19 protein-coding genes are annotated in these 23,740 nt (G+C 69.8%); 12 read left to right on the top strand and 7 right to left on the bottom strand.

Features of this window, described 5'->3' with window-relative positions; genetic code table 11:
* Positions 1 to 3 precede the first annotated feature (3 nt).
* Together VHA73_00640 and VHA73_00645 are read left to right on the top strand one after the other, a co-directional pair.
* The gene (locus VHA73_00640) at positions 4 to 810 is read left to right on the top strand and encodes an SDR family oxidoreductase (protein HVX16512.1); all 807 of its coding nucleotides are present in this window, start codon (positions 4 to 6) and stop codon (positions 808 to 810) included.
* A gap of 198 nt (positions 811 to 1,008) precedes the next feature.
* Positions 1,009 to 1,947 carry a C-terminal binding protein gene (locus VHA73_00645; protein ID HVX16513.1) on the top strand — a complete coding sequence of 313 codons (939 nt, stop codon included), beginning with the start codon at positions 1,009 to 1,011 and terminating at the stop codon, positions 1,945 to 1,947.
* A 192-nt stretch (positions 1,948 to 2,139) separates the two neighbouring features.
* Here the strand turns inward: VHA73_00645 and VHA73_00650 are convergent, their stop codons facing one another.
* From VHA73_00650 to sucC, 3 genes are all read right to left on the bottom strand, one after another.
* Positions 2,140 to 3,180: a DUF2804 domain-containing protein gene (locus VHA73_00650; protein HVX16514.1), complete on the bottom strand. Its 1,041-nt coding sequence runs from the start codon at positions 3,178 to 3,180 to the stop codon at positions 2,140 to 2,142.
* Positions 3,181 to 3,361: 181 nt separating this feature from the next.
* On the bottom strand, positions 3,362 to 4,258 hold the full coding sequence (gene sucD / locus VHA73_00655; protein ID HVX16515.1) for a succinate--CoA ligase subunit alpha: 897 nt from the start codon (positions 4,256 to 4,258) through the stop codon (positions 3,362 to 3,364).
* A gap of 7 nt (positions 4,259 to 4,265) precedes the next feature.
* Positions 4,266 to 5,417: an ADP-forming succinate--CoA ligase subunit beta gene (gene sucC / locus VHA73_00660; GenBank protein ID HVX16516.1), complete on the bottom strand. Its 1,152-nt coding sequence runs from the start codon at positions 5,415 to 5,417 to the stop codon at positions 4,266 to 4,268.
* 109 nt (positions 5,418 to 5,526) lie between these two features.
* On the opposite strand from sucC, the gene VHA73_00665 reads away from it, so the two are divergent.
* Positions 5,527 to 6,054, top strand: a complete 528-nt coding sequence (locus tag VHA73_00665) for a hypothetical protein (protein HVX16517.1) — start codon at positions 5,527 to 5,529, stop codon at positions 6,052 to 6,054.
* A 36-nt stretch (positions 6,055 to 6,090) separates the two neighbouring features.
* On the opposite strand, the gene VHA73_00670 is transcribed toward VHA73_00665, so the two are convergent.
* A complete protein-coding gene (locus VHA73_00670; GenBank protein ID HVX16518.1) occupies positions 6,091 to 8,562 on the bottom strand; it encodes a hypothetical protein in 2,472 nt (823 codons plus the stop codon).
* 265 nt (positions 8,563 to 8,827) lie between these two features.
* On the opposite strand from VHA73_00670, the gene VHA73_00675 reads away from it, so the two are divergent.
* The 8 genes from VHA73_00675 (at position 8,828) to VHA73_00710 (ending at position 19,421) form a co-directional block, all read left to right on the top strand.
* Entirely contained in the window at positions 8,828 to 10,330 is a 1,503-nt protein-coding gene (locus VHA73_00675; GenBank protein HVX16519.1) for a hypothetical protein, read from the top strand.
* A gap of 6 nt (positions 10,331 to 10,336) precedes the next feature.
* Complete coding sequence (locus VHA73_00680; GenBank protein HVX16520.1) at positions 10,337 to 11,062, top strand: ABC transporter ATP-binding protein; 726 nt, start codon at positions 10,337 to 10,339, stop codon at positions 11,060 to 11,062.
* On the top strand, positions 11,062 to 14,061 hold the full coding sequence (locus VHA73_00685; GenBank protein ID HVX16521.1) for an ATP-binding cassette domain-containing protein: 3,000 nt from the start codon (positions 11,062 to 11,064) through the stop codon (positions 14,059 to 14,061). Before VHA73_00680 ends, VHA73_00685 begins: the two co-directional genes overlap by 1 nt.
* Complete coding sequence (locus tag VHA73_00690; protein HVX16522.1) at positions 14,058 to 14,453, top strand: hypothetical protein; 396 nt, start codon at positions 14,058 to 14,060, stop codon at positions 14,451 to 14,453. The genes VHA73_00685 and VHA73_00690 overlap by 4 nt, the downstream gene beginning before the upstream one ends.
* A gap of 23 nt (positions 14,454 to 14,476) precedes the next feature.
* Positions 14,477 to 15,301, top strand: a complete 825-nt coding sequence (locus VHA73_00695; protein HVX16523.1) for a hypothetical protein — start codon at positions 14,477 to 14,479, stop codon at positions 15,299 to 15,301.
* Positions 15,302 to 15,381: 80 nt separating this feature from the next.
* On the top strand, positions 15,382 to 16,809 hold the full coding sequence (locus VHA73_00700) for an FCD domain-containing protein (GenBank protein HVX16524.1): 1,428 nt from the start codon (positions 15,382 to 15,384) through the stop codon (positions 16,807 to 16,809).
* Complete coding sequence (locus VHA73_00705; protein ID HVX16525.1) at positions 16,802 to 17,797, top strand: hypothetical protein; 996 nt, start codon at positions 16,802 to 16,804, stop codon at positions 17,795 to 17,797. The genes VHA73_00700 and VHA73_00705 overlap by 8 nt, the downstream gene beginning before the upstream one ends.
* Positions 17,798 to 17,900: 103 nt before the next feature.
* Positions 17,901 to 19,421, top strand: a complete 1,521-nt coding sequence (locus VHA73_00710) for an aldehyde dehydrogenase family protein (protein ID HVX16526.1) — start codon at positions 17,901 to 17,903, stop codon at positions 19,419 to 19,421.
* Positions 19,422 to 19,472: 51 nt separating this feature from the next.
* Here the strand turns inward: VHA73_00710 and VHA73_00715 are convergent, their stop codons facing one another.
* Positions 19,473 to 20,687, bottom strand: a complete 1,215-nt coding sequence (locus tag VHA73_00715; protein ID HVX16527.1) for a thiolase family protein — start codon at positions 20,685 to 20,687, stop codon at positions 19,473 to 19,475.
* A gap of 23 nt (positions 20,688 to 20,710) precedes the next feature.
* On the opposite strand from VHA73_00715, the gene VHA73_00720 reads away from it, so the two are divergent.
* Positions 20,711 to 21,136: an OB-fold domain-containing protein gene (locus VHA73_00720; protein HVX16528.1), complete on the top strand. Its 426-nt coding sequence runs from the start codon at positions 20,711 to 20,713 to the stop codon at positions 21,134 to 21,136.
* A gap of 17 nt (positions 21,137 to 21,153) precedes the next feature.
* Here VHA73_00720 and VHA73_00725 read toward each other — a convergent pair whose 3' ends face one another.
* Positions 21,154 to 22,386, bottom strand: coding sequence for a cytochrome P450 (locus VHA73_00725; GenBank protein HVX16529.1), 1,233 nt, complete (start codon positions 22,384 to 22,386; stop codon positions 21,154 to 21,156).
* Between the two features lie 64 nt (positions 22,387 to 22,450).
* Positions 22,451 to 23,734 carry an ABC transporter substrate-binding protein gene (locus tag VHA73_00730; GenBank protein HVX16530.1) on the bottom strand — a complete coding sequence of 428 codons (1,284 nt, stop codon included), beginning with the start codon at positions 23,732 to 23,734 and terminating at the stop codon, positions 22,451 to 22,453.
* Positions 23,735 to 23,740 lie beyond the last annotated feature (6 nt).

Consider the following 23,740-nt stretch of genomic DNA (forward strand, 5'->3'; position numbering starts at 1 on the left):
GCCATGTCGACGACACCGCCCCGACCCGCCGCGGACTCCCGGCCGGGGACGAGTGGATCGCTGGCAGGCCGGTCGGTCTTGGTGACTGGTGGCAACGGCGGCATCGGGCTCGGGATGGCCGAAGCGTGTGCAGTTGCCGGCGCCCGGCTGGTGCTGTGGGGGCGGGACTCCGCCAAGAACGACGTGGCCGTCGCGCAGCTGCGGGAGGCAGGTCACGCGGTCGACGCCTTTGTGTGCGACGTGACCGATCCGGCCGCCGTGACCGACGTGTTCGCTCGCAGCGTCGACACCGCCGGCGGCCGGATCGACGCGGTGTTCGCCAACGCCGGCACGACGGGTCGCGGCATCCCGTTCGTCGACCTCGACCTCGACGAGTGGCACCGGGTGCTGCGCACCAACGTCGACGGCGTCTTCCTGACACTGCAGGCGGCCGCCCGGCACATGATCGAGGCCGGCGGCGGGTCGCTGGTGGCGGTGTCATCCACCTCTTCGATCCACGGCGCGGCCGGCAACGAGGCGTACGGGACCTCGAAGACAGCGGTGCTCGGCCTGGTGCGAGCGCTGGCCGTCGCCCTCGCCCGCCACCAGATCAGGGTGAACGCCATCGTCCCCGGTTGGACCGTCACGGAGATGGCGGGCCCGCTGTACGCATGGGACAAGTTCCGCGACACCACCGTGGCCCGCACGCCCGTTCGCCGCTGGGCCGACCCCTCGGAGATGGGACCGGCCGCCGTGTTCCTGGCCGACCCGACCAACACGTTCCACACCGGCGACACCGTCGTGGTCGACGGCGGCTACACGGTCTTTTGACCACTCGCTCGCACGGATGTCGCCGCAGCCATTTCATTCCGATTCGTGCAAGAGTGGCGACATAGCAACCACATCTGCACGAAGAGTTGACGCCGTGACCTCCGCCCGACGTTCTTCGTGCAGGAGTGGCGACGTACCAACCACATCTGCACGAATCGCCTGATTGTGGCGGGGGACACCAGGACGGCGGGGCGGGTGGTGTTGACGGATCGGGGGTGGGACGACGCCTCGATCGAACGTGAGCGCCTCGGGGCCGCCGGCTACGAACTGGTCGACGCGCAGGAGCTTGACGAGGACCGACTCGTCACCGTCATCGCCGACGCGGACCCCGTGGGCCTGCTGTTCTGTTGGGCCCCGGTGACCGCCCGCGTGCTCGCCGCCGCGCCCCGGCTGCGGGTCGCCACCCGGCTGGGCGTGGGGATCGACAACATCGACCTGGCCGAAGCCGCCCGCCGCGGCATCACGGTCACCCGGGTTCCCGACTACTGCGTCGACGAGGTGGCCGACCACGTGGTGGCGCTGGTCCACGACTGGGCGAGGGGCGTGTCGCGCTACGACCGCGAGGTCCGCTCGGGCCAATGGCGGCCCGGCCACCGGCCGCTGCGCCGGGTGCGCGACCTCACGGTCGGGGTGTGGGGCTTCGGCACCATCGGCCAGCGCACCGCCGAGCGATTCATCGCCCTCGGCTGCCACGTGATCGGCGACGACCGCCACGCCGATCGGGTCCGGGCGGCTGGCGCAACGCCGCTCCCCGCCGACGACCTCGTGGCCCGGGCCGACATCGTCACGCTGCACATGCCCGCCGTGGCGGGCGCGCCACCGGCCCTCGACGCCACGACCCTTGCCACGATGCGCCCCGGGTCGTTGCTGGTGAACACTGCCCGAGGGGCGCTGGTCGACATCGCCGCCCTGGTCGACGGGCTCCGCGCCGGCCGCCCCGGGGCCGCCGCGCTCGACGTACTGCCGCACGAGCCGAACGTCCCCGCGGAGCTACTCGACCTCCCGGTCACCCTGACGCCGCACGTGGCGTTCTCGTCGACCGCGTCGGTCACCGAGTTGCGCGAACGCGCCACCGACGACCTGCTGCGCGTCCTGCGCGGCGAACCTCCGCACGACCCGGTACCGCCCCCCGACTGACTGTGCCCGGCCGCATTCTTGCGATTCGTGCCAACCCCACCGCAGGACGCGCCAACCCCGCCGGCAGGTCGCCGGACACCTCGCGAAACACCTCGCGAGACAGCGCGCGGGACAGGCCGACGCGACGGACCGTGGCGGGGCAGGCGACCGCGTGGGCGGGGAAGCGGCCGCACCAGCCGGACATCGCCCGGTTCACCAGCGGTTGCGGGACTCCTCGGCGAAGCCCTCGATGCCGTCGAGCTGCAGCGACCGACCGTCCTCGGTGGTCACCGTGCCGCTCCACCTACCGAACACCTGGTGGACCTCCATGCCCATCACCAGTGCCTCTGTGCGCGAGTGCTTGTCGTACACGGGATCCAGGGTGAGGTCGAGCGACCCGTCCGGCGAGGCGACGTGCCACGGCTTCAGCGGCTCGTCCCAGTCGTAGGTCCACGTGAGCTCGTCGCCGATCTTCGTGAGGCGCCCGTCGACGATCACGCCGTTCTCGGTGAAGCCCGTGCCGACCGTCCACTTGCCGCCCATCTGCAACCCGACGACCGACCCGTCGGCGGCATGGCCGGCGCCACCCGCCCAGTTCCAGTTGACCCGGTACGGCCAACGACCCCGGCCCACGTCGAGCACGCCCCACGCGTCGCCTGCGGCGTCGGTACCGCCGCCGAAGCGGCGCTCCTCGTCGCCCACCACCAGCACGCCTTCGGCAGGACGGGCTTGGGCCTTCTCGGTGTACTGGAACCGTTTGTCGCTCCAGGGGATGACCACGTTGAGCGACTCGAGGTCGGCGGGCTTGGCGACGACCGCGGTCAGGCGGCCAGGCCGGCCGTCCTTCTCCTTCCACGACGCTTCGAAGTGGGTGCCTTCGGCGTCGTCGGTGAGCGACAGATCGAGGCCGCCGCCCGACCAGCGCAACGGCGCCGAGCCGGGCACCTCGGGTAGGACGATGCCGGGCGCCGCCGGACGGGCGATGTCGCGACCGCCGGCGCGCCCGGTCGGCAAGTCGCACCACCACACGGTGGCCAGACCGAGGTAGTCGACGTTGGCGTACGTGACCGCCAACGTGAGGTCACCGGCAAGGATCCCCCAGTAGTCCCACCGCTTGTTGCGCCCCCACACGCCCCGCAGGTTGGCGCGGTGCACCGGATGGCGCGACCAACCCTTGGCTGCAGGATTGAGGCGCTTGCCGTCGGGTGTGCACAGGTCGACCCGCTCGGTGAGCTCGTTCTCGTGTGTCGCCATCTCGTCTCCGATCCCCCAAGCCGCGACTCGAGCCGAAGCCCGCCCCGCCCCGAGCCACATCTCCGGACTGACCCTCGCCAGCCACACCGCCAGCCCCGCCGAACGGGGTGGGAAGAGGGCTGCCACCGCGACCACACCCCCACCCGAGTTCGGGAAGTGGGTGGCGACAGGATCGCGGCGGCTACAAGGTGGCGACGATGCCGGCCATCAGCTCGCCGGCCTCGGTCGGGTTGTGGCCGACCTTCGCGCCCGCGTCACGCAACGCCTCCATCTTGGCGTCGGCCGTCCCCTTGCCGCCGGAGACGATGGCGCCTGCGTGACCCATCTTCTTGCCGGGCGGCGCGGTGACGCCGGCGATGTACGCCGACACCTGCTTCGACATGTGGTGCTTGATGAACTCCGCGGCCTCTTCTTCCGCCGAGCCGCCGATCTCGCCGATCATCATCACGGCTGCGGTCTCGGGGTCGGCCTCGAAGCGCTCGAGGCAGTCGATGAACGTGGTCCCCGGGACCGGGTCGCCACCGATGCCGACGCACGTCGTGACGCCGATGCCCTTCAGCTTGAGCTCGTACAGCGCCTGGTACGTGAGCGTGCCGGAGCGGCTCACGATCCCGACGTTCGGCTTGCCGGCCACCGGCGCTTCGGCGATGTGGCCGGCGGTGATGCCGATGTTGCACTTGCCGGGGCTGATGATGCCGGGGCAGTTCGGGCCCAGCAGCTGCACGCTCGGGAAGTCGCGCCGCAGCCTGTTGTAGAACCACGCCTCGTCGTGCGCCGGGACGCCTTCGGTGATCGCCACGATGAACTCGACGCCACCCTCGGCTGCCTCGATCACCGCGTCCCTCACGCCCGGTGCCGGGATGAAGATGCACGACGCGGTCGCGCCGGTCTCGGCGACCGCGTCGCCCACCGACGCGAACACCGGGATGCCCTCGACGTCGGTCCCCGCCTTCTTGGGGTTGGTGCCGGCCACCACTTGGGTGCCGTACTCGCGGTTCAACAAGCCGTAGAAGCGGCCTTGTGAGCCGGTCAGGCCCTGGTACACGACCTTGGTGTGCTCATCGACGAAGATGGCCATCAGTCCCTCACTTACCGCCGGACCCTGCCAGCTCGACGACCTTCTGGGCCGCTTCGAGCATGGTGGGCTGCATCTGCAACTTGTCGGACAAGTGCCCCTTCAAGATCTCCCGGCCCTCGTCGGCGTTGGTGCCGTCGAGCCGCACCACGATCGGCGAGTCGATCTGCACCCGCCCGAGCGCGGCGACGATCCCGTTGGCGACTTCTTCGCCCTTGGTGATCCCACCGAAGATGTTGATGAAGATCGACCGCACGTTGGGGTCGTTGTTGATGACCTCGAGCGCGCCGGCCATCACGTCGGCGTTGGCGCCGCCGCCGATGTCGAGGAAGTTGGCGGGGCTGCCGCCCACCTGGTTGACGATGTCGACCGTGCTCATCGCGAGCCCCGCGCCGTTGGCGATCACGCCGACGTAACCGTCGAGGCCGACGTACTGCAGGCCCTTCTCATGCGCCGCCGCCTCGCGCTCGTCGCGGTTCTGCGTGGCGTCGTACTGCTCGTAGTCGGGGTGGCGGAACACCGCGTTGCCGTCGAGCGTGACCTTGGCGTCGAGGCAGTGGACCTTGCCCTCGGGGGTGACGATCAGCGGGTTGATCTCGGCGAGGTCGGCGTCGCCCTCGTCGTACGCCGTCCACAGCTGCAACAGCAGCTGCACCGCGCCGTCGGTGATGTCGGGGTTCAACTTGGCGGCCAGCACCCACTCGCGTGCCTGCGCCTCGGTGAGCCCGTCGACGGGGTCGACCCAGATCTTGGCGATGGCGTCGGGGTTCTCCTCGGCCACCTTCTCGATCTCGACGCCGCCCTCGGCGCTCAACATGCCGAGGTGCTGCTTCGCCGAGCGGTCGAGCGTGAAGCTGACGTAGTACTCCTCGGCGATGTCGGATGCCTTCTCGATCCAGAGGCGCTGCACGACGTGGCCCTTGATGTCGAGGCCGAGGATGTTGCCGGCGTGCTCGCGGGCCTCTTGCGCGTTACTGGCGAGCTTCACGCCGCCGGCCTTGCCGCGCCCACCGACGTGGACCTGTGCTTTCACCACCACGGGGTAGCCGAGCCGGTCGGCGGCCGCCACCGCATCGTCGACCGTGTCGACGGCTTCGCCTTCGGAGATCGGGATCCCATAGCTCGCGAAGAACTGCTTGCCTTGATACTCGAACAGGTCCACCTGCGGTGTCGCCTCCGATCCCGGATGGTGCGCGGGCCGGGCTTTTCGGCCGCACACGAAACGGCAGCGATACTACGCAGGTGCCCCAACCACATCCCCAATCGCGGCCGTGAGCCCGGTCCAGCCCAGCTCGGGTCACGCCACCCGGGCCCTGCTCTTGGCGTTCGCAGCGGTGGCCGTGGCGGTCGGCGGGCTGTGGGCCGCCAGCGCGGTCATCACGAGCCAGCACAACAGCCGCACCCCCAAAGGTGACGTCGGCGGCGTGGTGACGCTCGGGAAGACCAAGCAGCTCGCCAAGCACATCAACGGCGACAACCAGCCGACGTTCTTCCCGGACACATCGGGCAACCACTTGCGAGACCTGTACGTGCAACACGTCGGCACCGACCTCGACCACGGTTGGGTGGTCTTCGCCGCGCAGGTGCCCGATGAGGGCGACGGCTGCGTCTGGCAGTGGCAGCGCGACCAGAGCCGCTTCCGCTCGTCGTGCGACCACGCCCGCACCCTCGCCGCAGACGCACCGGGCCTGTACCACTACCCCGTCACGGTGAAGAGCGGGAAGGTGAAAGTCGACTTGCGGGCCGCGCCGGGCGCGGAGCCGGCCACGACCTCGACCACCACTGCCGGCGGCGGCTGAGGCAGGCGGGCGGGCGGGCGGGCGGGCGGCAGACGGCTACGAGCCCCGGACGGCGCGGTCGCCCCAACCCAGCGCGCCGAGGGCGGCCAGCGCGACCGCGTACACGATCACGGCCAGCACCAGCACCGCGTTCAGCCCGAACGTCATCGCCAAGATCGTGGTGAGCACCGACCCGACAACCGACGCGAACCCGTTCACCGCCCAACCCCACGCCACGTACTCGCGGCCGTGCTCGGTCATACCGGCCACCGCCCGCAGACCGAACGGCATGAAGCAGCCGAGCACCACGCCGAGCGGCGCCAGCACGGCGACGGTGACGATCACGCGCAGCGCGAGGGCCGCGTCCTGCATGGCGCTGGTGAGGGCGGGCAGCCCGAACAAGTACGCGGCGGTGAGCGCCACGAGGGCGCCGTACAGCACCGGGAAGCTTCGCCGGGGTCGCTCGGTGAGCCGGTTGCTCAGCAGCGCGCCGACGCCCGTGAACGTGAGCAGCGACGCGAGCGTGACCGTGAGCGAGTACGTCGGGTATCCGAGGAACAACGTCAGCCGTTGGATCAACGAGATCTCGAAGAACATGAAGCCCAGCCCGAGCGCGGAGAAGTAGAGAGCGGACCGACCCTTGCGCGGCAGCTCCCGCCAGCGTCTGCGCACCACCAGGAACGGCAACAGCAGGAACACCGCGGCGAACACGACGCTCACCGCGAGCAGCAACAGCAGCACCCGCTCGCCGGTGGCGTTCTCGGGATCCTGGCGGTCGAGCGGCGAGCCGAAGTGCTTGATCACGTCGGTGAAGCGGCTGAAGTGCCAGAAGTACGGGTGGTTGTCGGTGACGGCCGCAACGTCGTACGCGTAGCCGTCCTCGACCTTCTTCAAGTCGGCGGCGGGGGCGGTCGCGAGGCGGCTCACGATCGACGGCCGGTACGCCGCGCCCGGCGCGTACGCGATCTGCGAATCGGGCACGCGGGGAACTTGTGCCACCAACCGCCGGATGGCCGCCGCCGTGAACGGCTTCTTGCCCACCAGGATCGTCGACACCTTGGTGGCACCCAGCGCCGTGGGCGACACGACCACCGCGATGTGGCGGTCGGGGTCGTGGATCCCTTCGTGGGCCAGTGCGGCCCGCGCCGTGGTCACGTACCGCGAGGTGCGGTTCGGCTTGTTGTCGTAGTTCACTTCGCCGAACTGGGCAGCGACGATGCCGTCGGGTGTCGTGTGGCGGAGGCTCTCGACGATGGCCTGCTCGGTGTACAGGTAGCTCTCCGACAGCACGAACGCGCCGGACGTGCTCGCGTTGGTGGCCGCATAGCTGTCCGGCGCCGGGTACCACACGAGGTCGAATTGGTGGTGTGACCGAGCGAGGTAGGAGCGACCGTCGGCGTTGACGTACTTCACGCCCGGTTGCTCGGCCAAGTGGCCGTCGAACGACGCGTATCGACCCTTCACCAGCGAGTACGTGACCGGGTTGAGCTCGACGGCCTCGATGTGGGGGACCTTGTAGTACAGCGACGTGAGGACCTCGTTGCCTCCGGCTGCGCCGATGATCAGCACGCGGTCGGGCGCCTTGCCCATGGCGGCGAACGGGAACGAGCGCGGATCGCGGTCGTAGCGGCCCAAGCTCGCGGGGTTGTCGTCGTACTGGTAGATCGCCGAGCCGATCATGCCGTCGTGGTACAGCAGGATCCGTGTGACCTCGCCGGGTGGGGTGATCTCCGCCGCGTCGATCCGGAAGATCGAGTTCCACTTGCGGTAGTCGACGTGGAGCGCGAACTCCTTGATGGCATCCGGTCGCAGGTCAGGGATGACGCTCGGGGCGACCACCGGCACGAGCAGCAGGCCGGCCAGCACCACACCGACGGGGATCGACCGCTTCGACACCCGCCGCACGGCGAGTTGGAGCCCGGCCACCACCAACACCAGGCCCGCCAGCAGCACCACCGACGGTGCACCGAGATGGTCGACGAGAGGCACCGCCAGGGCACAGCCCACGCCGGCCCCGAGCAGGTCGGCGAAGTACAACGCACCGATCCCGCGGGTGCGCCGACCGAACAAGGTGGCGACCATCACCCCGACCGGCACGAACGTGACGAAGACGGCGAAGCACACCAGCAGCAGCCGGGCGATGTTGGTGAACGACGCGCCGGTGCCGTAACGCCACATCGCGAACGTGTCGACCTTGACGAACGCGACGACCAGGTAGCCAACGGCGACGATCACCCCACCGATGAACGAACCCCACTTCAAGATGGTGTCGGTCGACGCGCGCCGCAGCCGACCCGACAGCGACACCACCACGGCGCCCGACCCGATGCCCAACAGCGCCAGACCGATGACGAGGTAGACGTAGTAGTAGAAGAGCTTGAACGAGACGAGCCGCGTGTAGCCGATCTCGATCAGCAGCGACGCCAGGCTGAGGAGCAGGATCTCGAGGTGGTAGCCACCACCTGCGGCCGGGTCCCCGGCGGATGTCCCGTGCTCGTGCGTGGACTCCGCCCCGAGGACGTCGACCATTGGCACCTCCATGAAGGTGTCGCTCTGACTGCGGCACAGCGAGCGTAGCGGCCTCGTCGAATCGCCCCGGTGCAGGGATCGCGGCGCCCGTTGAGCCTCGTGGATACGCCTGCAGACCTGCCCGAATTCGCCCGATTCGTGGCTTGCATCGGTCCGAGCATTTTAGGATACTGATTTCCACGCAGTCGTCGCCTCGCGGAGAGGCAGGGGGATCGAACGGCATGGGGGTCATCCGCTCCGGCGCTTCCGACGAGAGGCGAACGCGGTGAGGTCGCTGACCGCGCGCGGGCCGGCCTTCTTCCTCGCCATGGGGATCGCGGTCGGGGCGATCCTGACCGGCTTGGTGGTGCCCTACGTCCGCACGGAGAAGGTGGCCACGACCCCCGCTGCCGCGACCGGCACCCTGGGCCAGACCGGCGGCGCCACCGGCGACACGATCGCGGGGGTCGCAGGCACGGGCACGACGACCGCTGGCGGTGGCACGGGACCAGCCGCAGGCGGCGGCAGCAGTGGTGGTGGCGCGGCCGGCGGCGGCGCCGCAGCCACGGGCGGGGGCGGCCCGGGCGGGTCGAACTCGAACGGCGCGGGCGGGACGGCCCGCGGTGTCACGAAGGACACGATCAAGCTCGGCATCGCGATCATCGACGTCGGTGCCGCCAAGAGCCTCGGCTACTCGTTCGATCTCGGCGACCAGCGCGCCCGCTACGACGCCCTGATCGCCGACGTCAACCGCCGGGGTGGCATCAACGGCCGCAAGCTCGTGGCCGACTACCGCACGGTCGACGCGGCTGCGCGCCCCGTGGAGAGCGAGCAGGCCGCGTGCGTCGCATGGACGCAGGACGTGAAGGTGTTCGCCGTCTTGGCGGAGTCGCAGTGGGGCGCACCGGCCAACGTCTGCGTGACCGGCCAAGGTCACACGTTGCTGTTCTCGACCGACGGCGTCGACCAGTCGTACTACGCGAACGGGCTGTTCTTTTCGACCCAGGCGAGCGACAACCGGATCCTGCTCGACCACGCCCATTACCTGCAGTCGAAAGGCAAGCTCGAGGGCAAGACGATCGGGGTGCTCGTCGGCGACGGATCCGAGCGGCTGTCCATCGACGACACGCTCGTGCCCACACTCAAACAGATGGGCTACTCCGTGAAGGACGTCGAGGTCGTGCCGCAGTCGATCGCCGGCACCCAGAAGATCCCGATCGCGGTGTCGAACTTCAAGGCGGCGGGCGTCGACCTGATCATCATGGCGGCGAACGTCATCCTCGACGGCCCGTTCGCCCAGGCCGCGCACCGCGCGGGCTACGACCCCGAGTACGCGCTGTCCGACTTCAACAACGAGATCAACGACCAAGTGGCCTCGTACTACCCCGATGCGTTCGACGGGACGGTGGCGCTCAGCACGCACCGCTTCCCCGAGTACCGCGCCGGGATGCCGGTGCCGCCGGCCGACAAGCACTGCTTCGACCGCGTCGGCAAAGCCGACCCGAAAGTCATCCCGTTCATCAACTCGGCGCACGAGGTGGGCCTCGGTGAGTGCGCGATCTTCGACGCGTTCGTCAACGCCGCCACCAAGGCCGGGCCCGACCTGACGCAGGCCAGCTTCATCCAAGGGGCCAACTCGCTCGGCACGTTCGCCATCCCCTCGACCCAGGACGGCTCGTTCGCACCGGGGAAGCACGACGCGGTCGACTACGAGCGCGAGGTCGCGTGGCACAAGTCGTGCAAGTGCTGGGAGCTCGTGCCGGGTTCCGGGCTCCGGAAGATGGGCTGACCGAACGTGGCGCCACTTCTCGATGTCAGCCACATCGACGCCGGCTACGGGACCGTCCAGATCCTGTTCGACGTGTCGCTCCACGTCGACGACGGCGAAGTGCTCGCACTGCTCGGCACCAACGGGGCCGGCAAGTCGACCTTGTTGCGCGTGGTCTCCGGGCTCCTGAAGCCCACGGGTGGCTCGGTGAGCTTCGACGGCCGAGACATCACCCGCACACCCGCGCACGCCAGAGTCGAGGCCGGCATCGTCCAGCTCGTCGGCGGCAACGCCGTGTTCCCGACGATGACCGTGCGCGACAACCTGCGCGCCGCCGCGTTCACGATCCTGCGCGATCACCGGCGCGTCGAACGGCGCATCATCTCGGTGCTCGACCTCGTCCCCGCGGTGCGCGCCCGACTCGACCAGACCGCCGGCACCCTGTCGGGCGGCGAGCAACAGATGGTGGCCGTGGCCATGGCGCTGCTCACCGAGCCGCGCTTGTTGATCATCGACGAGCTCTCGCTCGGCCTCGCGCCGGTCGTGGTGGGCCATCTGATCGACGTGATCTCCGGCCTCAAGGAGCGCCACGTCAGCATGCTGATCGTCGAGCAGTCCCTCAACGTCGCGGCCGCGTTCGCGGACCGCGCGGTGTTCATGGAACGCGGCGAGGTGCGCTTCACCGGCGACGTCGGCGAGCTGATCGACAACGGCGACCTGGCCCGGGCCGTGTTCCTCGGGGCAACGAGCTGATGGTCGCGTTCGCCGGCCTGGCGATCCGCTTCGACGTGGTGGCGATCGGGGCGATGGCGGGCCTCGGCTACGCCATCCTCGCCGCCGGCCTGTTGCTCGTGTACAAGGCCGGGCGGGTCATCAACCTCGCCCACGGCCAGATCGGCGCGTTCAGCGCCATCATGCTCGTCGAGCTCCACCACTGGGGCGTCCCTTACGCCATCGCGCTGCCGCTCGCCATCCTCATCGGCGCCGCGATCGGGGTGATCGTGGAACGCACGCTGGTGGAACCGCTCTCGCGCCGGTCGGTGCTCGCCGTGTTGGTGGCCACGATCGGTGTCACCCAAGTGCTCCTCGTCGCGCAAGCGCTGCTACCCGATGTGATCGGCGCCCAGTTCCCGACACCGATCAACTGGACGTACACGATCGACGGGCTCGTACTCCACGGCGAGCACGCCGCCTTGCTCGTGTTCGGGCCGATCGCGCTTTTCGCCTTCCTGCGCTTCCTGCAACGGTCGCGCTACGGGCTGGCGATCCGCTCGGTGGCCGACAACCGCCAAGCCGCCCGTCTCGCCGGCATCGACCCCAACCGGGTCGGCATCGTGGTCTGGGCGCTGGCCGGTGGGCTCGCCGCGCTCGCCGCCATCCTCACGCTGCCGCTGACCGGCATCCAGGTCGGCACCGGCGCCGCACCCACGCTCGGGCCGGGGCTCTTGCTCCGTGCCCTCGCCGCCGGTCTCGCCGGCCGGCTCACCAGCCTGCCGCGCACGATCCTGGCCGGCATCGCGATCGGCATCGTCGAGGCGGTGCTCTACGCCACGTACCCGACCCAGCTCGGTGTGGTCGACATGGTCCTGTTCGTCGCGATCCTCGTGATGCTGTTCGTGCAGCGCAACGCAGGCGACGAGGAATCCGCCGCGCTGGCGTTCGGTGCCGACACCGAGCCACTGCCCCGGGCGATCCGCACGCTGCCGGCCGTCCGTCGCGCCCGGTGGGGGCTCGCCACCGCGGCGGTCGCGGCCGCCGTGCTCGCGCCGTTGATCTGGTCGACCTCGTCGAACTTGTTCCTGCTTTCGCGCATCCCGATCTTCGCCATCGTCGGGATCTCGCTCGTGATCCTCACCGGGTGGGCGGGGCAGCTCACGCTCGGCCACATGGCGTTCGTCGGTCTCGGCGCGTGCGGGGTGGCGGCGTTGGCAAGCCGCGGGGTGCCCTACGGCGCGGCCATCGGGTACATCTCGTGCGCGGGCATCGTGATCGCGCTGATCGTGGGCGCACCCGCGCTCCGGTTGCGCGGCTTGTTCCTGACGGTCGCCACGCTCGGCCTGGCGGTGGCCGCGAGCAGTTACTTCCTCACCCAAGACCTGTTCCGCAGCGGCACGGTCGACGTGGACATCATCTCGCCCGGCAAGGTCGGCTTCATCGACGCCGGGTCGTACCGGACCGACTACTACCTGTGTGTCGTCGCGCTGGTGGCCGTGGTGGCGCTGGCACGGCGCCTGCACCGCTCGGGCATCGGCCGCACGATCATCGCCGTCGAAGGCAACGACCGCTCGGCCGCCGCGATGACCGTGTCGCCCGCGGCCACGAAGCTCATCTCCTTCGCCATCGCAGGCGGGCTCGCGACCTTCGCCGGTGCGCTGCTCGCCGGGGTGATGCGCACGTTCCAAGTCGACTCGTTCAGCCCTGATCAGTCACTCCAAGTCCTCGCCATGACCGTGGTCGGTGGCATCGGCTCGGTCGGTGGGGCCATCGCGGGCGCGATCTACCTGATCGGCGTACCGACGATGTTCGGCGACTCGTCCACCGCGCGCATCGCCACCAGCGGCGTCGGCCTTCTCGTGCTGTTGCGCTTCGAGCCGTCCGGGCTCGCCGCCATCGCTGCACGCCTGCGCGACCGGGCCGTGCAGCACTTGCTGCGAGCCACGGGAGCGGCCGCGGTCGGGCTCGACCCGGGCGCGGTGACCGACGAGGGCGACACGACCCTGGTCGACCGGGCAGCGGGCGAGGTCGGCGCCCACGAAGCCGGCCAGCCGGCCGGCGAGCCGCACGTACCGACCGCCGCCACGGACGCTGCGGCACGCGGCGCCGACACGTTGCACGGCCCGGCATTCGCCGGCCGGGCCGCGGCCCCCTCCACGAACGGTGCGGGCACCGCCCCGCCGCTGCGCGTCGAAGGGGTCTCGGTGAGCCTCGGCGGCCGCACGATCATCGAGCGCGTCGACCTGGAGGTGCACCAGCACGAGATCGTGGGGCTCATCGGCGCGAACGGTGCGGGCAAGACCACGCTGATGAACGCCATCAGCGGGTTCGTGGCGAGCACGGGCAAGGTCGAGTTGCTCGGCAACGACATCACCGGCTTGGCGCCGCACCTGCGCGCGAGGGCCGGGCTCGGGCGTGCCTTCCAGACGGCCCAGCTGTTCCCACGGCTCACGGCCCGCGACTGTGTGCTGGTCGCGCTCGAGGCACAAGAACGGTCCGAGGTCCTGCCGTCACTGCTCGGCCTGCCACCGGCGATCCGCGCCGAGCGGCGCAGCCGCGCCGCGGGGGACGAGCTCCTCGAGCTGCTCGGCCTCCAGCGCTACGCCGAGACCCGAGTCGGCGGGCTGTCCACGGGCACCCGTCGCATCGTCGAGCTGGCGTGCCTGCTGGCCACACGGCCGTCGGTGATCCTGCTCGATGAACCGATGGCCGGGATCGCGCAGCGCGAGACCGAAGCGTTCGTGCCGCTCATCGAGGACGTCCGCCGCGAGCTCGGCGCCTCGATGCTCGTGATCGAGCATGACTTGCCGCTGATCTGCGCGATCAGCGACCGCTTGTACTGCATGGAGACCGGCAGCGTCATCGCCGACGGCCTCCCCGACGACGTGCGGAACGATCCACGCGTCGTCGCGAGCTACCTCGGCACCGACGAGCGGGCGATCGCCCGCAGCGATGCCGCCCGGGACGGCGCCGTGACCGGCCCGGCCGGGGGCGATGAGGAACCCGAGACCGTCGGAGCCACCGGGAGGGAAGGATGAGTACGAGCACGCCCCGAGGCGGGCCCGCGCCCGACGCCGAGCACGCCCTCCGCGAGGAGCCACCGGCCGACGGGCGTCAACCCCGCGCCTCGACGCGGACCGGCGGCGAAAAGGTCACCAGCGCGGGCAGCCCTCCGGTCATGGCGATCCTGGCCAAGCGGCTCCGCATGACCGAGGGCCAGCTCTACACCGCGATCGTGGTGCTGCTGCTGGCCGCGATCCTCACGACCACCGGCCTACCGACAGCCCACAAGCCCAACTCGAACACCATCACCGACACGCCCGTCACGGCCCCGGCTGCCACGGCCCCGGCCACGACGACGTCCGACACCAAGCCGGCGGGTGCATCGACCACTACGACACCGCCCAGCACCAAGGGGACGACGAGATGACGACCTTGTGGCGCGGATGCCGGGTGGGTTCCGCACTGACGGCGCTCTTCATCGTGGCCGCGTCGTTCATCACCACCGGGCACGCCTCGGTGGCACAGACCAAACAGCCGGACCCCACCACTGAAGTGCTGGCCGTGGTGTCGCCGATCGCCTCGCCGGTCTGCAGCACGTCGGGAACCGCGACGTTGCTCGTCCCCATCGTCGGCGGTCTGGTGAACCAGAACCTCCCCAAGAGCGTGCCCTCGATCGCCGACCTGATCTTGAACGCGCTCGGCCCCGTCTACATCGCGTGTGGGCGGCTCCCCGCGGCGCCGGGCACGCGGTGCCAGCTCGACGACCAGATCGCCGGCCTCGTGCCGGAGCAACTGTCGTCGACCACAGGACCGACACCTGGTCTGCTCGGCGACCTGTTGGATTCGCTCGACGCGGGACTGAAGCTCCTTGGCGTCGCGCCCTCGGCGGCGCTCCAAAAGGCGCTCGTGTGTGAAGTGCCTGCGGGCGCCGCCGTGGTCACCGCGCCGGCGGCCCCGCCCGCCGCGGCGCCGGCGGCCGAGACGCCGGCGACACCCGACACAGCAATGGCCGCCCTGCCCGCCGACGCCGGCGGCGGCTACACGCCCACCCCCACTGCCGACGCCAGCACCCCCATCGCTGCACCCGCGCCGAACAGTGCGGCCGCCGCGCAACAGACCACCGCCGCGCCGACCCTCATCGACCAGATCGCGCATCGGGTGCCGGGAGGCGTACGAACGCTGCAAGGCATGCTGGGCATCGCGCTTGCGCTGTTCCTCGCGTCGAGCTGGACGTCGAGCTGGCAGGAGTTGCGCCGAGGACGCTCGGGCACCTGACGACCGCGATGCCACGCGTGCCCGACTCGCCGCCGCCCGTCCGTCAGCCCCCGAGAGGACCGACAGTACCCTGGCACGTCATGGCGACAGCTGGCCCGGCGAGGGACCGTAACGATGCGTTGCGCACCCCCGTCGCTGCCGACGCCAAACGCTCGGCACAGGTCGCCGACCAGATCATCGAAGACGTCATGGCGCTCGGCTGGCCGGTGGGGACGTTCCTCGGGACCGAAGCCGAACTGCTCGAGCGCTACTCGGTGAGCCGAGCGGTGTTCCGCGAAGCCGTGCGCCTGATCGAACACCAACAAGTCGCCCGCACGCGTCGCGGTCCCGGCGGCGGCCTGCGGATCACGGAGCCCACCACCGACGCCGTGGTCGAAGCAGTCGTCCTCTACCTGCACCGCGTCGATGCCCGACTCGACGAGGTGGTCGAGGCCCGTCTCGTGCTCGAAGAGCTCGCCACCCGCCTCGCGTGCGAGCGGGCTGACGAACCGGAGCGCGCCGCGCTGCGCGACATCGCGCGCCACACCCAGACCGACCTGTCGGACGCCCGGGGACTTCACCTCCTCCTCGCCCGGGCCAGCAAGAACTTGGCGCTGGAGCTGTTCGTCGGGGTCCTCGACGAGACCGCGAACTTGTACTCCACGAACTGGAAGGCGGTCGGGAAGGGCGTCACCACCGACACCGCGCACGCGCACGCCCGCATCGCCGAAGCGGTTCTCGCCGGTGAACCCGACCTGGCCAGCCGCCGCATGCGCAAGCACCTCGAGGCCGAGGCGGCGTACCTCCGCCGCCGTCGCTCGACCCGCCAGCAGCTTCCGACAGCCGCCGTATTGTCGGAGATGACCAACGGCAAGCGCGCCGAGGCCACCGCGCGGCGCATCACCCACGAGCTGGTCACCGCCAAGCTGCAGCCGGGCGAGCTGGTGGGCGCGGAGAGCGACCTGATGGTGCGCACAGGCGTCAGCCGCGCGGTGTTGCGCGAGGCAGTGCGACTGCTCGAGCACCACGGCGTCGCTCGAATGCGCCGCGGCCCGGGCGGCGGGCTGTTCGTGGCGGAACCCAACCCGTTCGCGGTCACCGACGTTGCCGCCATCTACCTCGCGCGCCACGGGATGCAGCTCGACGACCTCTCCGAGCTCCGCACGGCCGTCGAGGCCTCGCTCGCCGAGATGGCAGCCACGCGCGCTGGCGACGGCAAGGTCGAAGCGCTCGAAGAGGCCCTGCACCGGGAGACCGGTGGCAACCCCGACGACGTGCACGATGTCCACACCGTCGTCGCCTCCATGGCCGGCAACCGGGCGCTCGAGCTCGTGGCGTTGGTCCTGATCCGCCTCAGCCGGATCCGCCAGATCGAACGGGTGCCTGCCGCTCGCCGCCGTCAGATGGCGGCAGAAGTACACCGCGCCCACACCGCCATCGCACACGCTGTCACCCGCGGCGACGCGCAGGTGGCCCGTCATCGCATGCAACGCCACCTCGACGCACTTGGAGCCGTGACCCGTGGCTGATGACCTCTTCTATCCTCCGCTGACCGCCGCCGACGACGCCTTTCACGAAGCGTCCGACCACTGGTGGGAGACGGAGACCGCCTGGTTCTCCTTCAGCGTGCCGGACCGCAAGATCAGCGGCTGGTTCTACAACCAGGTGCTCGCCACGCAGCGCGTGTGCAACGGCGGCGCGTGGGTGTGGGACGACTCGCCCGCCGGCGCGATCTACGAGCAGCAGGTGAGCAACGTGCCGCTCGTGGACTTCGAGCAACTCGACTTGCGCGACGTCGAGTTGCCCACCGGCTGCCACATCACGATGCTCGAACCGCTGCAGCGCTACCGGGTGCGCTACGCCGATGCGCCGGGTTTCGAGGCCGACCTGGTGTTCGACGGGGTCATGGCGCCGAACTCGCATCCGCTCGGCGTGGCGCCGTTCTGGCGTGGACGGCACTTCGACCAACCCATGCACGTCACGGGCACGATCACGTTGCAGGGGGAGCAGATCGGAGTCGACTGCCTGGCCGGGCGCGACCGCTCGTGGGGACCTCGACCCATGGGTCCCGACCCCCGCAAGCCGCCAGCGGAGCGCAAGCCCCGGTCGACCACCCGTGCCCCCGAGGGCGTGGGCTACCCGTTCGCGGCCGCGTCGCCCGACGACGCCTGGCTCCTCTACACGCGGCCCACGGTCGTCGACGGTGTGCCGTCCGACGAGCTCGCCACCGGCTACCTGCTGCGCGGCGGCGAGTACGCGCATCTGGTGAGCGGCCGCCGCCGCACGTGGCTCGACCCGCAGATGAAGTGGATCAAGCGAGTCGAGGTCGAGGCCGTCGACGACCTCGGTCGCGAGTTGTCCGCGAGCGGCGAGTTGGTGGCGCGCCATGGCGCGGAGGCCACCGCGTCGGGAACCGGCCTGTTCCGGTGGGAGTGGGACGGGCTGGTCGGCTGGGGTGAAGACCAGACGTACGCCCCCGCCGGCGTGCTCGAAGCAGTAGCCGAACCACGCCGCTGACGACCTGCCTGGCCATGCGTCCCGCACGCCGGGCGGCTGGACAGAGTGCACTTAATTCTGCGACGCTTTCCGTCGACCGACCGCGAAGACCGGGGGACATTCGATGAGCGCGCCGTGGAACTTCGAGTTGTACATCGATGGCACGTGGACCGGTGGTGAGGGCGGCGAGATCGAGGTGATCGACCCCGCCACGGAAGACGTGATCGGCACGGTGCCGGAAGCGTCGACGAAGGACGCCATGCGGGCCGTCGAGGCGGCGCGGCGTGCGTTCGACGAGGGCACGTGGGCGTGGACCAAGCCGTCGGAGCGGGCGGCCGCGCTGGTGCGGATGGCCGAGTCGCTCGAATCCAAGGCGGCGGAGCTGCGCGAGCTCATCGTGGCCCAGACGGGGTCGGCGGGCTTCATCACCGACTTCATCCAGGCCAGCGGTTCGATCGGCATGTTCCGTTCCAACGCCGCACTGACCGAACACGTCGTGCAGTGGGTCGAGTCCGGCGCCCCGTCGGGCGGTCTCACCGGCATGAGCGGCAGCGCAGTCGTGCGCGAGCCCGTGGGCGTGGTGGCCGCCATCACCCCGTTCAACTTCCCGTTCATGCTCAACGTGGTCAAAGTCGCCCCCGCGTTGGCGGCAGGCTGCACCGTGGTGCTCAAGCCGCACCCGTGGACGCCGCTCGACGCGTTCCTCATCGCGCAGGCGGCCGAGGAGGCAGGGCTCCCCAAAGGTGTGGTCAACGTCATCACCGGCCACGGTGACGTCGGCGACGAGCTGACCTCCACGCCCCTCGTCGACATGGTTGCGTTCACCGGTTCGACCGCGACCGGCCGTCGCATCATGGCCAACGGCGCCCCGACCATGAAGCGCCTGCAGCTCGAGCTCGGTGGCAAGAGCGCCCAAGTGCTGCTCGACGACGTGGGTGAGGACTTCGCCCGTTCGGTCGGGTTCGGCCAAGTGACCACCCACTGCGGGCAGGGCTGCGTGCTCCAGACCCGCCTGCTGCTCCCCGAGCACCTCCTCGACGCGTACCGCGAGGGCGTCGCCGCCGCCGTTCCGATGATCAAGGTCGGCGACCCGAGGGACCCCTCGACCGTGATGGGCCCGCTCATCCGCGAGCAGCAGCGGGCTCGGGTCGAGGGCTACGTGCAGTCCGGCCATGAGCAGGGCGCCGAGCTGGTCGCCGGCGGGAAACGTCCCGACGGATTCGACAAGGGGTTCTTCTACGAGCCCACCGTGTTCATCGGCAGCAACGAGATGCGCATCGCCCAAGAGGAGATCTTCGGGCCGGTGCTCACGGTGATCCCGTACTCGGGCAAAGACGAGGACGCGATCCGGCTCGCCAACGACTCGGTGTACGGCCTCGGCGGTGCCGTACACGCCGAGAACACCTCACGGGCGTTCAACGTGGCCCGCCAGATCCGGGCCGGGTCGATGATGGCGATCGGCACGGGCGGCACCGCCCACGGTTCCGGCAAGGGCGCCGGCCAGGGTCCGGGCTGGGGCAACATCATGCGCGGCATCGGTCAAGAAGGCGCGTTCGGTGGCTACAAGCAGAGCGGACTCGGGCGCGAGTGGGGCCACCACGGCATCGAAGAGTTCACAGAGATCAAGTCGATCAACTGGATGTGAACCACATGGCGACGGCGCGAGCCGCCCTCGCCCGACCTGCAAGGTCGACCTTCACCGGGTGACCAGCAGGCACCCCGCGATCGGGCCACCGCCGTTGGCCACCACTGCCACTTCGGGCGTGCCGCCGCGCGTCCGGACCTGGCGCTCCCCCGCGTCGCCGCGCAACTGCACGCACGCCTCGTGCATCACCCAGTAGCCGTGCATCCGGCCCGCCGAGAGCTGGCCGCCGTACGTGTTGAGCGGCAACTCGCCATCGAGCGCGATCCGCGTGGCGCCTTCGACGAACGGCCCGGACTCGCCCTCGCCGCACAAGCCGAGGGCTTCGAGCCACGCAAGCGTGATGAACGTGAAGCCGTCGTAGAGCTCCGCGATGTCGACGTCGGCTGGGCGCAAGTCGGTGCGGCTCCACATCTCGGCTGCCGCGTCGACCGACCCCATCTTCGGGTAGTCGGGTCGGTGGATCCATCCACCACCCGCGGAAGAACCGCCGAGCGCCTGCACGCGGATCGCCGGATGCGGCGTGTCGTCGGCGTGCTCGACCCCTGACACCACGAACGCGATCGACCCGTCGATCGGTACGTCGCAGTCGTACAGCCCGAACGGCGTGGACACCACCCGCGCACCGAGATAATCGTCCATGGTCATCGGGTCGCGGTAGACCGCCAACGGGTTCAGCCCCGCGTTGCGACGGCTGTTGATGGCCAACCAGCCGAGCTGCTCCTTGGTGGTGCCGTACAGGTACATGTGGCGCTGGCAGTGCATGGCCAGCCAGTTGGCCGCCGAGTACGCGTGGTACGTGAGCAGCGTGGCCATGTCACCCATGACGCTCACCAGCCGCGCCTCGTCGGGGGTCGGCCCACCCCTCGGTGGCGACGAGGCGCCCCCGCCGCCTCTGCCGCCGCCACCCGACGACGAGGGTGCGATCGAGCCGCCCATCATCTGCACCGTGCGGTACACGAGCACGTGGCGCGCACGACCCTCGCCGACGGCGACGCAGGCAGACATCAGCGGCGACAGCAACCCGCCCGTGTCGAACCCGCCGCCGGTGTACTGCGGCTCGATGCCGAGCGCGGCAGCAGCCTCGACGAGCGGCGTGTCGCCCATGGTGGCGATGCCGTCGATGTCGCCAGGCGTGAGGCCGGCGTCGGTGATGGCAGCCGTCGAGGCCGACACGGTGAGGTCGATGCCCGCGCGGCCGGTGCGGCGCCCGATTGGCGAGATGCCGATCCCGCTGATGATCGACTGCTGTTCGGGTCGGTCGTTCATTCCGTAACCTCTATTCTCTCGGTGTGAACCAACCAGCCGCGCCAGGACCTGCCGCACCTCGGATGTTGCCACCGCTCACCGACGCGAACCGGGCGTTTTGGACGGGGGGCGCCAACGGCGAGCTCCTCATCCAGAAGTGCCGGAGCTGCGATCGCTGGGTGCACCCGCCGGTCGACGCATGCCCGGCGTGCGGAGGCGGGCTGCACGCCGAGCCGGTGGCCGGCACGGGAACGATCTACACGTTCACGGTGAACGAGCAGCAGTACCACCCGGACGTGCCGCCGCCGTACGTCATCGCGGTCGTCACGCTCGACGAGGACGGCGACCTGCGCCTCCCCACCAACATCGTGAACGCCGAGCCTGAAACGCTCGCGATCGACCAGCGGGTACGGGTGGTGTTCGAGGCCCACGACGACGTGTACGTGCCGGTGTTCGAACCGATCGGTTGACGCTGCGGGCCAGCCGGTCAGCTCAACCGCAGCGGCAGCTCGGCGAGCCCACGCAGCGACTGGGTGGGCTTCCACCTCAACTGCTCCTTGGGAACCGCGAGCTCGATGTGCTCGAAGCGTTCGAGCAGCCCGCGGATGGCCATCCGGCCTTCCATACGCGCGAGTTGGTTGCCGAGGCAGAAGTGGCCCCCGAACGCGAACGCGAGGTGCCGGTTCGGTTGGCGCCCCAGGTCGAGTTGGTCCGCGGCGGGGAAGATGTCCTCGTCGCGGTTGGCGCTGATCAGCATGCCGAGCACCTGGCTGCCGCGCGGCAGGGTCTGACCGGCCATCTCGACGTCCTCGAGCAGGAAGCGGGTGGCGCCACACGGCACCGGCGAGGTGAAGCGCAGCAGCTCCTCCACCGCGGTGTCGATCAGCGACGGGTCGTCCCGCAGGCGTTGCATCTGCTCGGGGTTGTCGAGCAGCGTGACCACGGAGTTGCCGATCAAGTTCGACGTCGTGTCGTGACCTGCGAGCAGCAGCAGGAAGATCATGGCGATGATCTCGTGGTCGCTGAGGACGTCGTCGTCCTCGTTGGCCTCCACCAGCGCAGTGATCAGACGGTCGTCGGGCGCCAAGCGTCGTTGCTCGGCCATACGCTCGAACAGGCGGATCATCCGCCGCCCCGCGGGGAGCATCTTGATCATCGCCGACACGTTGCCGGCCCCCGCGACGTCGGTCATCTGGTGGACCGACCGCTGGAACTCCTCGCGGTCACGATCGTCGACCCCGAGCATGTTGGAGATGACCGACAGCGGCAGCGGCACGGCCAGCGCGGACACCAAGTCGACTTCGCCCGCCCCGACCAGATCGTCGAGGAGTTGGTCGGCGAGCACCTGCACGTGGTCGGCCATCTGCTGGACCATCTTCGGCGTGAACGCCTTGTTCACCAGGCCGCGCAGCCGCTTGTGCTCCGGGTCGTCCTTGAACACCATCGTGTCGATCAGCAAGCGGAACATGCGGGGCATCAGCTTGGTCAGCGGGCTGCCACGCTGCTTGAACGGATCACTCGAAAAACGCGGGTCGGTGTGGAGCGTCATCACGTCGGCGTACCGGGTGAGCATGTAGCCCTCGCGGCGACGTGTCTCGTTGTAGAGCACCCTCGACACCGGCGCCGTCCGCCGGAGCTCCGCGTAGCGCGGGAACGGGTCGGTGAACATGATCGACTCCGCGAGATCCGTCACCGGCAACTCGGTCATCGTCGAGCTCATCGGCGGGCACCCCTTCGTTCGATCGCGCGCACGCGTGGAGCTTCCGGCGGACGAAACGCCATCGTCAGCCGGCCTTGTACATCGACGAGGCGTCGATCTTCTCGGCGGACTTGATCGTGCCGTCTGCGTTCAGCACCGTCATCTGGAACGCCGACGAGCAGATGTTCTTCAGCAGCGGGATGGCGGTGCCGTCGCACTTGAAGTCCAGGCCGCCCGACAAGAAGATCTTGCCGGTCACCTTCTTGAACTGTGCGGTGATGGCGGCCGGCGTCACCTCACCGGTGAACGTCGTCATGCCCGCCGCGAGGTCCATGACCGACGAGACGCCCGACGAGACGCCCGAGCTGACGAGCGGGTCCGTGTCGACGTTGCCGCCGCCGTACTTGGTGACCATCGCGGCATACAGCTGGTCATCGGGGCCCTGGCCGTTGAGGGACGGCTCCCGCGCGCCTTCGAGTGCGTTCGGCAGCGCCTTCACGACGGACTGGTCGTTGCAAGTGCCGATCACGTACTTCGTGGCCTTCAAGCCGAGCGTCTGATACGCCTGCAGGAACGACGTGCAGAACGTGACGTCACCGGTCACGCCGAGTGCGTCGGCACCGTCGGACACGGCCTGCTGGAGCTGCGGGGTGAGGTCGGCAGTGCCGGGCGCCGCCGGGATCACCGTGAACTTCACGCCGGCGTTCTTGAACACGATGCTGCCGAGCGTCTGGGCGGCCTGGGTGGCGGCGGGCACGTCGGTGACGATCATGGCGAACTTCTTGATGCCCTGCTGCTTCGCGTCGAGCGCGAACGCGCCCAGCGTGCCGGGGTAGCCGCCGGTGATGATGAACTCACCCGAGGTGGTGAGCTCCTCTTGTGACGAGCCGGACACGGCCACGATTGGGATCCCCGCGCCGGTGATGATCGGCACACCGGCACCCTGGCCGGTGAACGGCCAGACGACCGCCACGACCTTCTGTTCCACGAACTGGTTGGCGCAGTCCTGCGCGCCGGCCGGCGTGGCCTTGTTGCCGCAGACGAACAGCTCGACCTTGTGGCCGGCGATGCCGCCCGTGTAGTCGTTCAAGTAGCTGACGCCGATCTTGGCGCCCTTTTCGGCGAGGCCGGACTGCGCGTCGAGCGCGCCAGCGCCGCCCGCGTCGGTCATCAGTCCGATCTTGATCGGCGTGCCGGTGGCTGCCTTGGGCGTGCCCAACGCCGCGAGGTTCGCCTTGGGTTGCGTCGACGAGCTCTTGGTCGACCCACTGCTGCTGCACGCAGCTGCCGCGACGAGCAGGAACACGGCAGCGAACACCGCACCTGTCCAACGAGCGCGGCCGCCCGCGCGAGCTGAGCTCCAGTTCATTGCTTC

Source organism: Acidimicrobiales bacterium (genome assembly GCA_035547835.1).
Classification (GTDB): domain Bacteria; phylum Actinomycetota; class Acidimicrobiia; order Acidimicrobiales; family Iamiaceae; genus DASZTW01.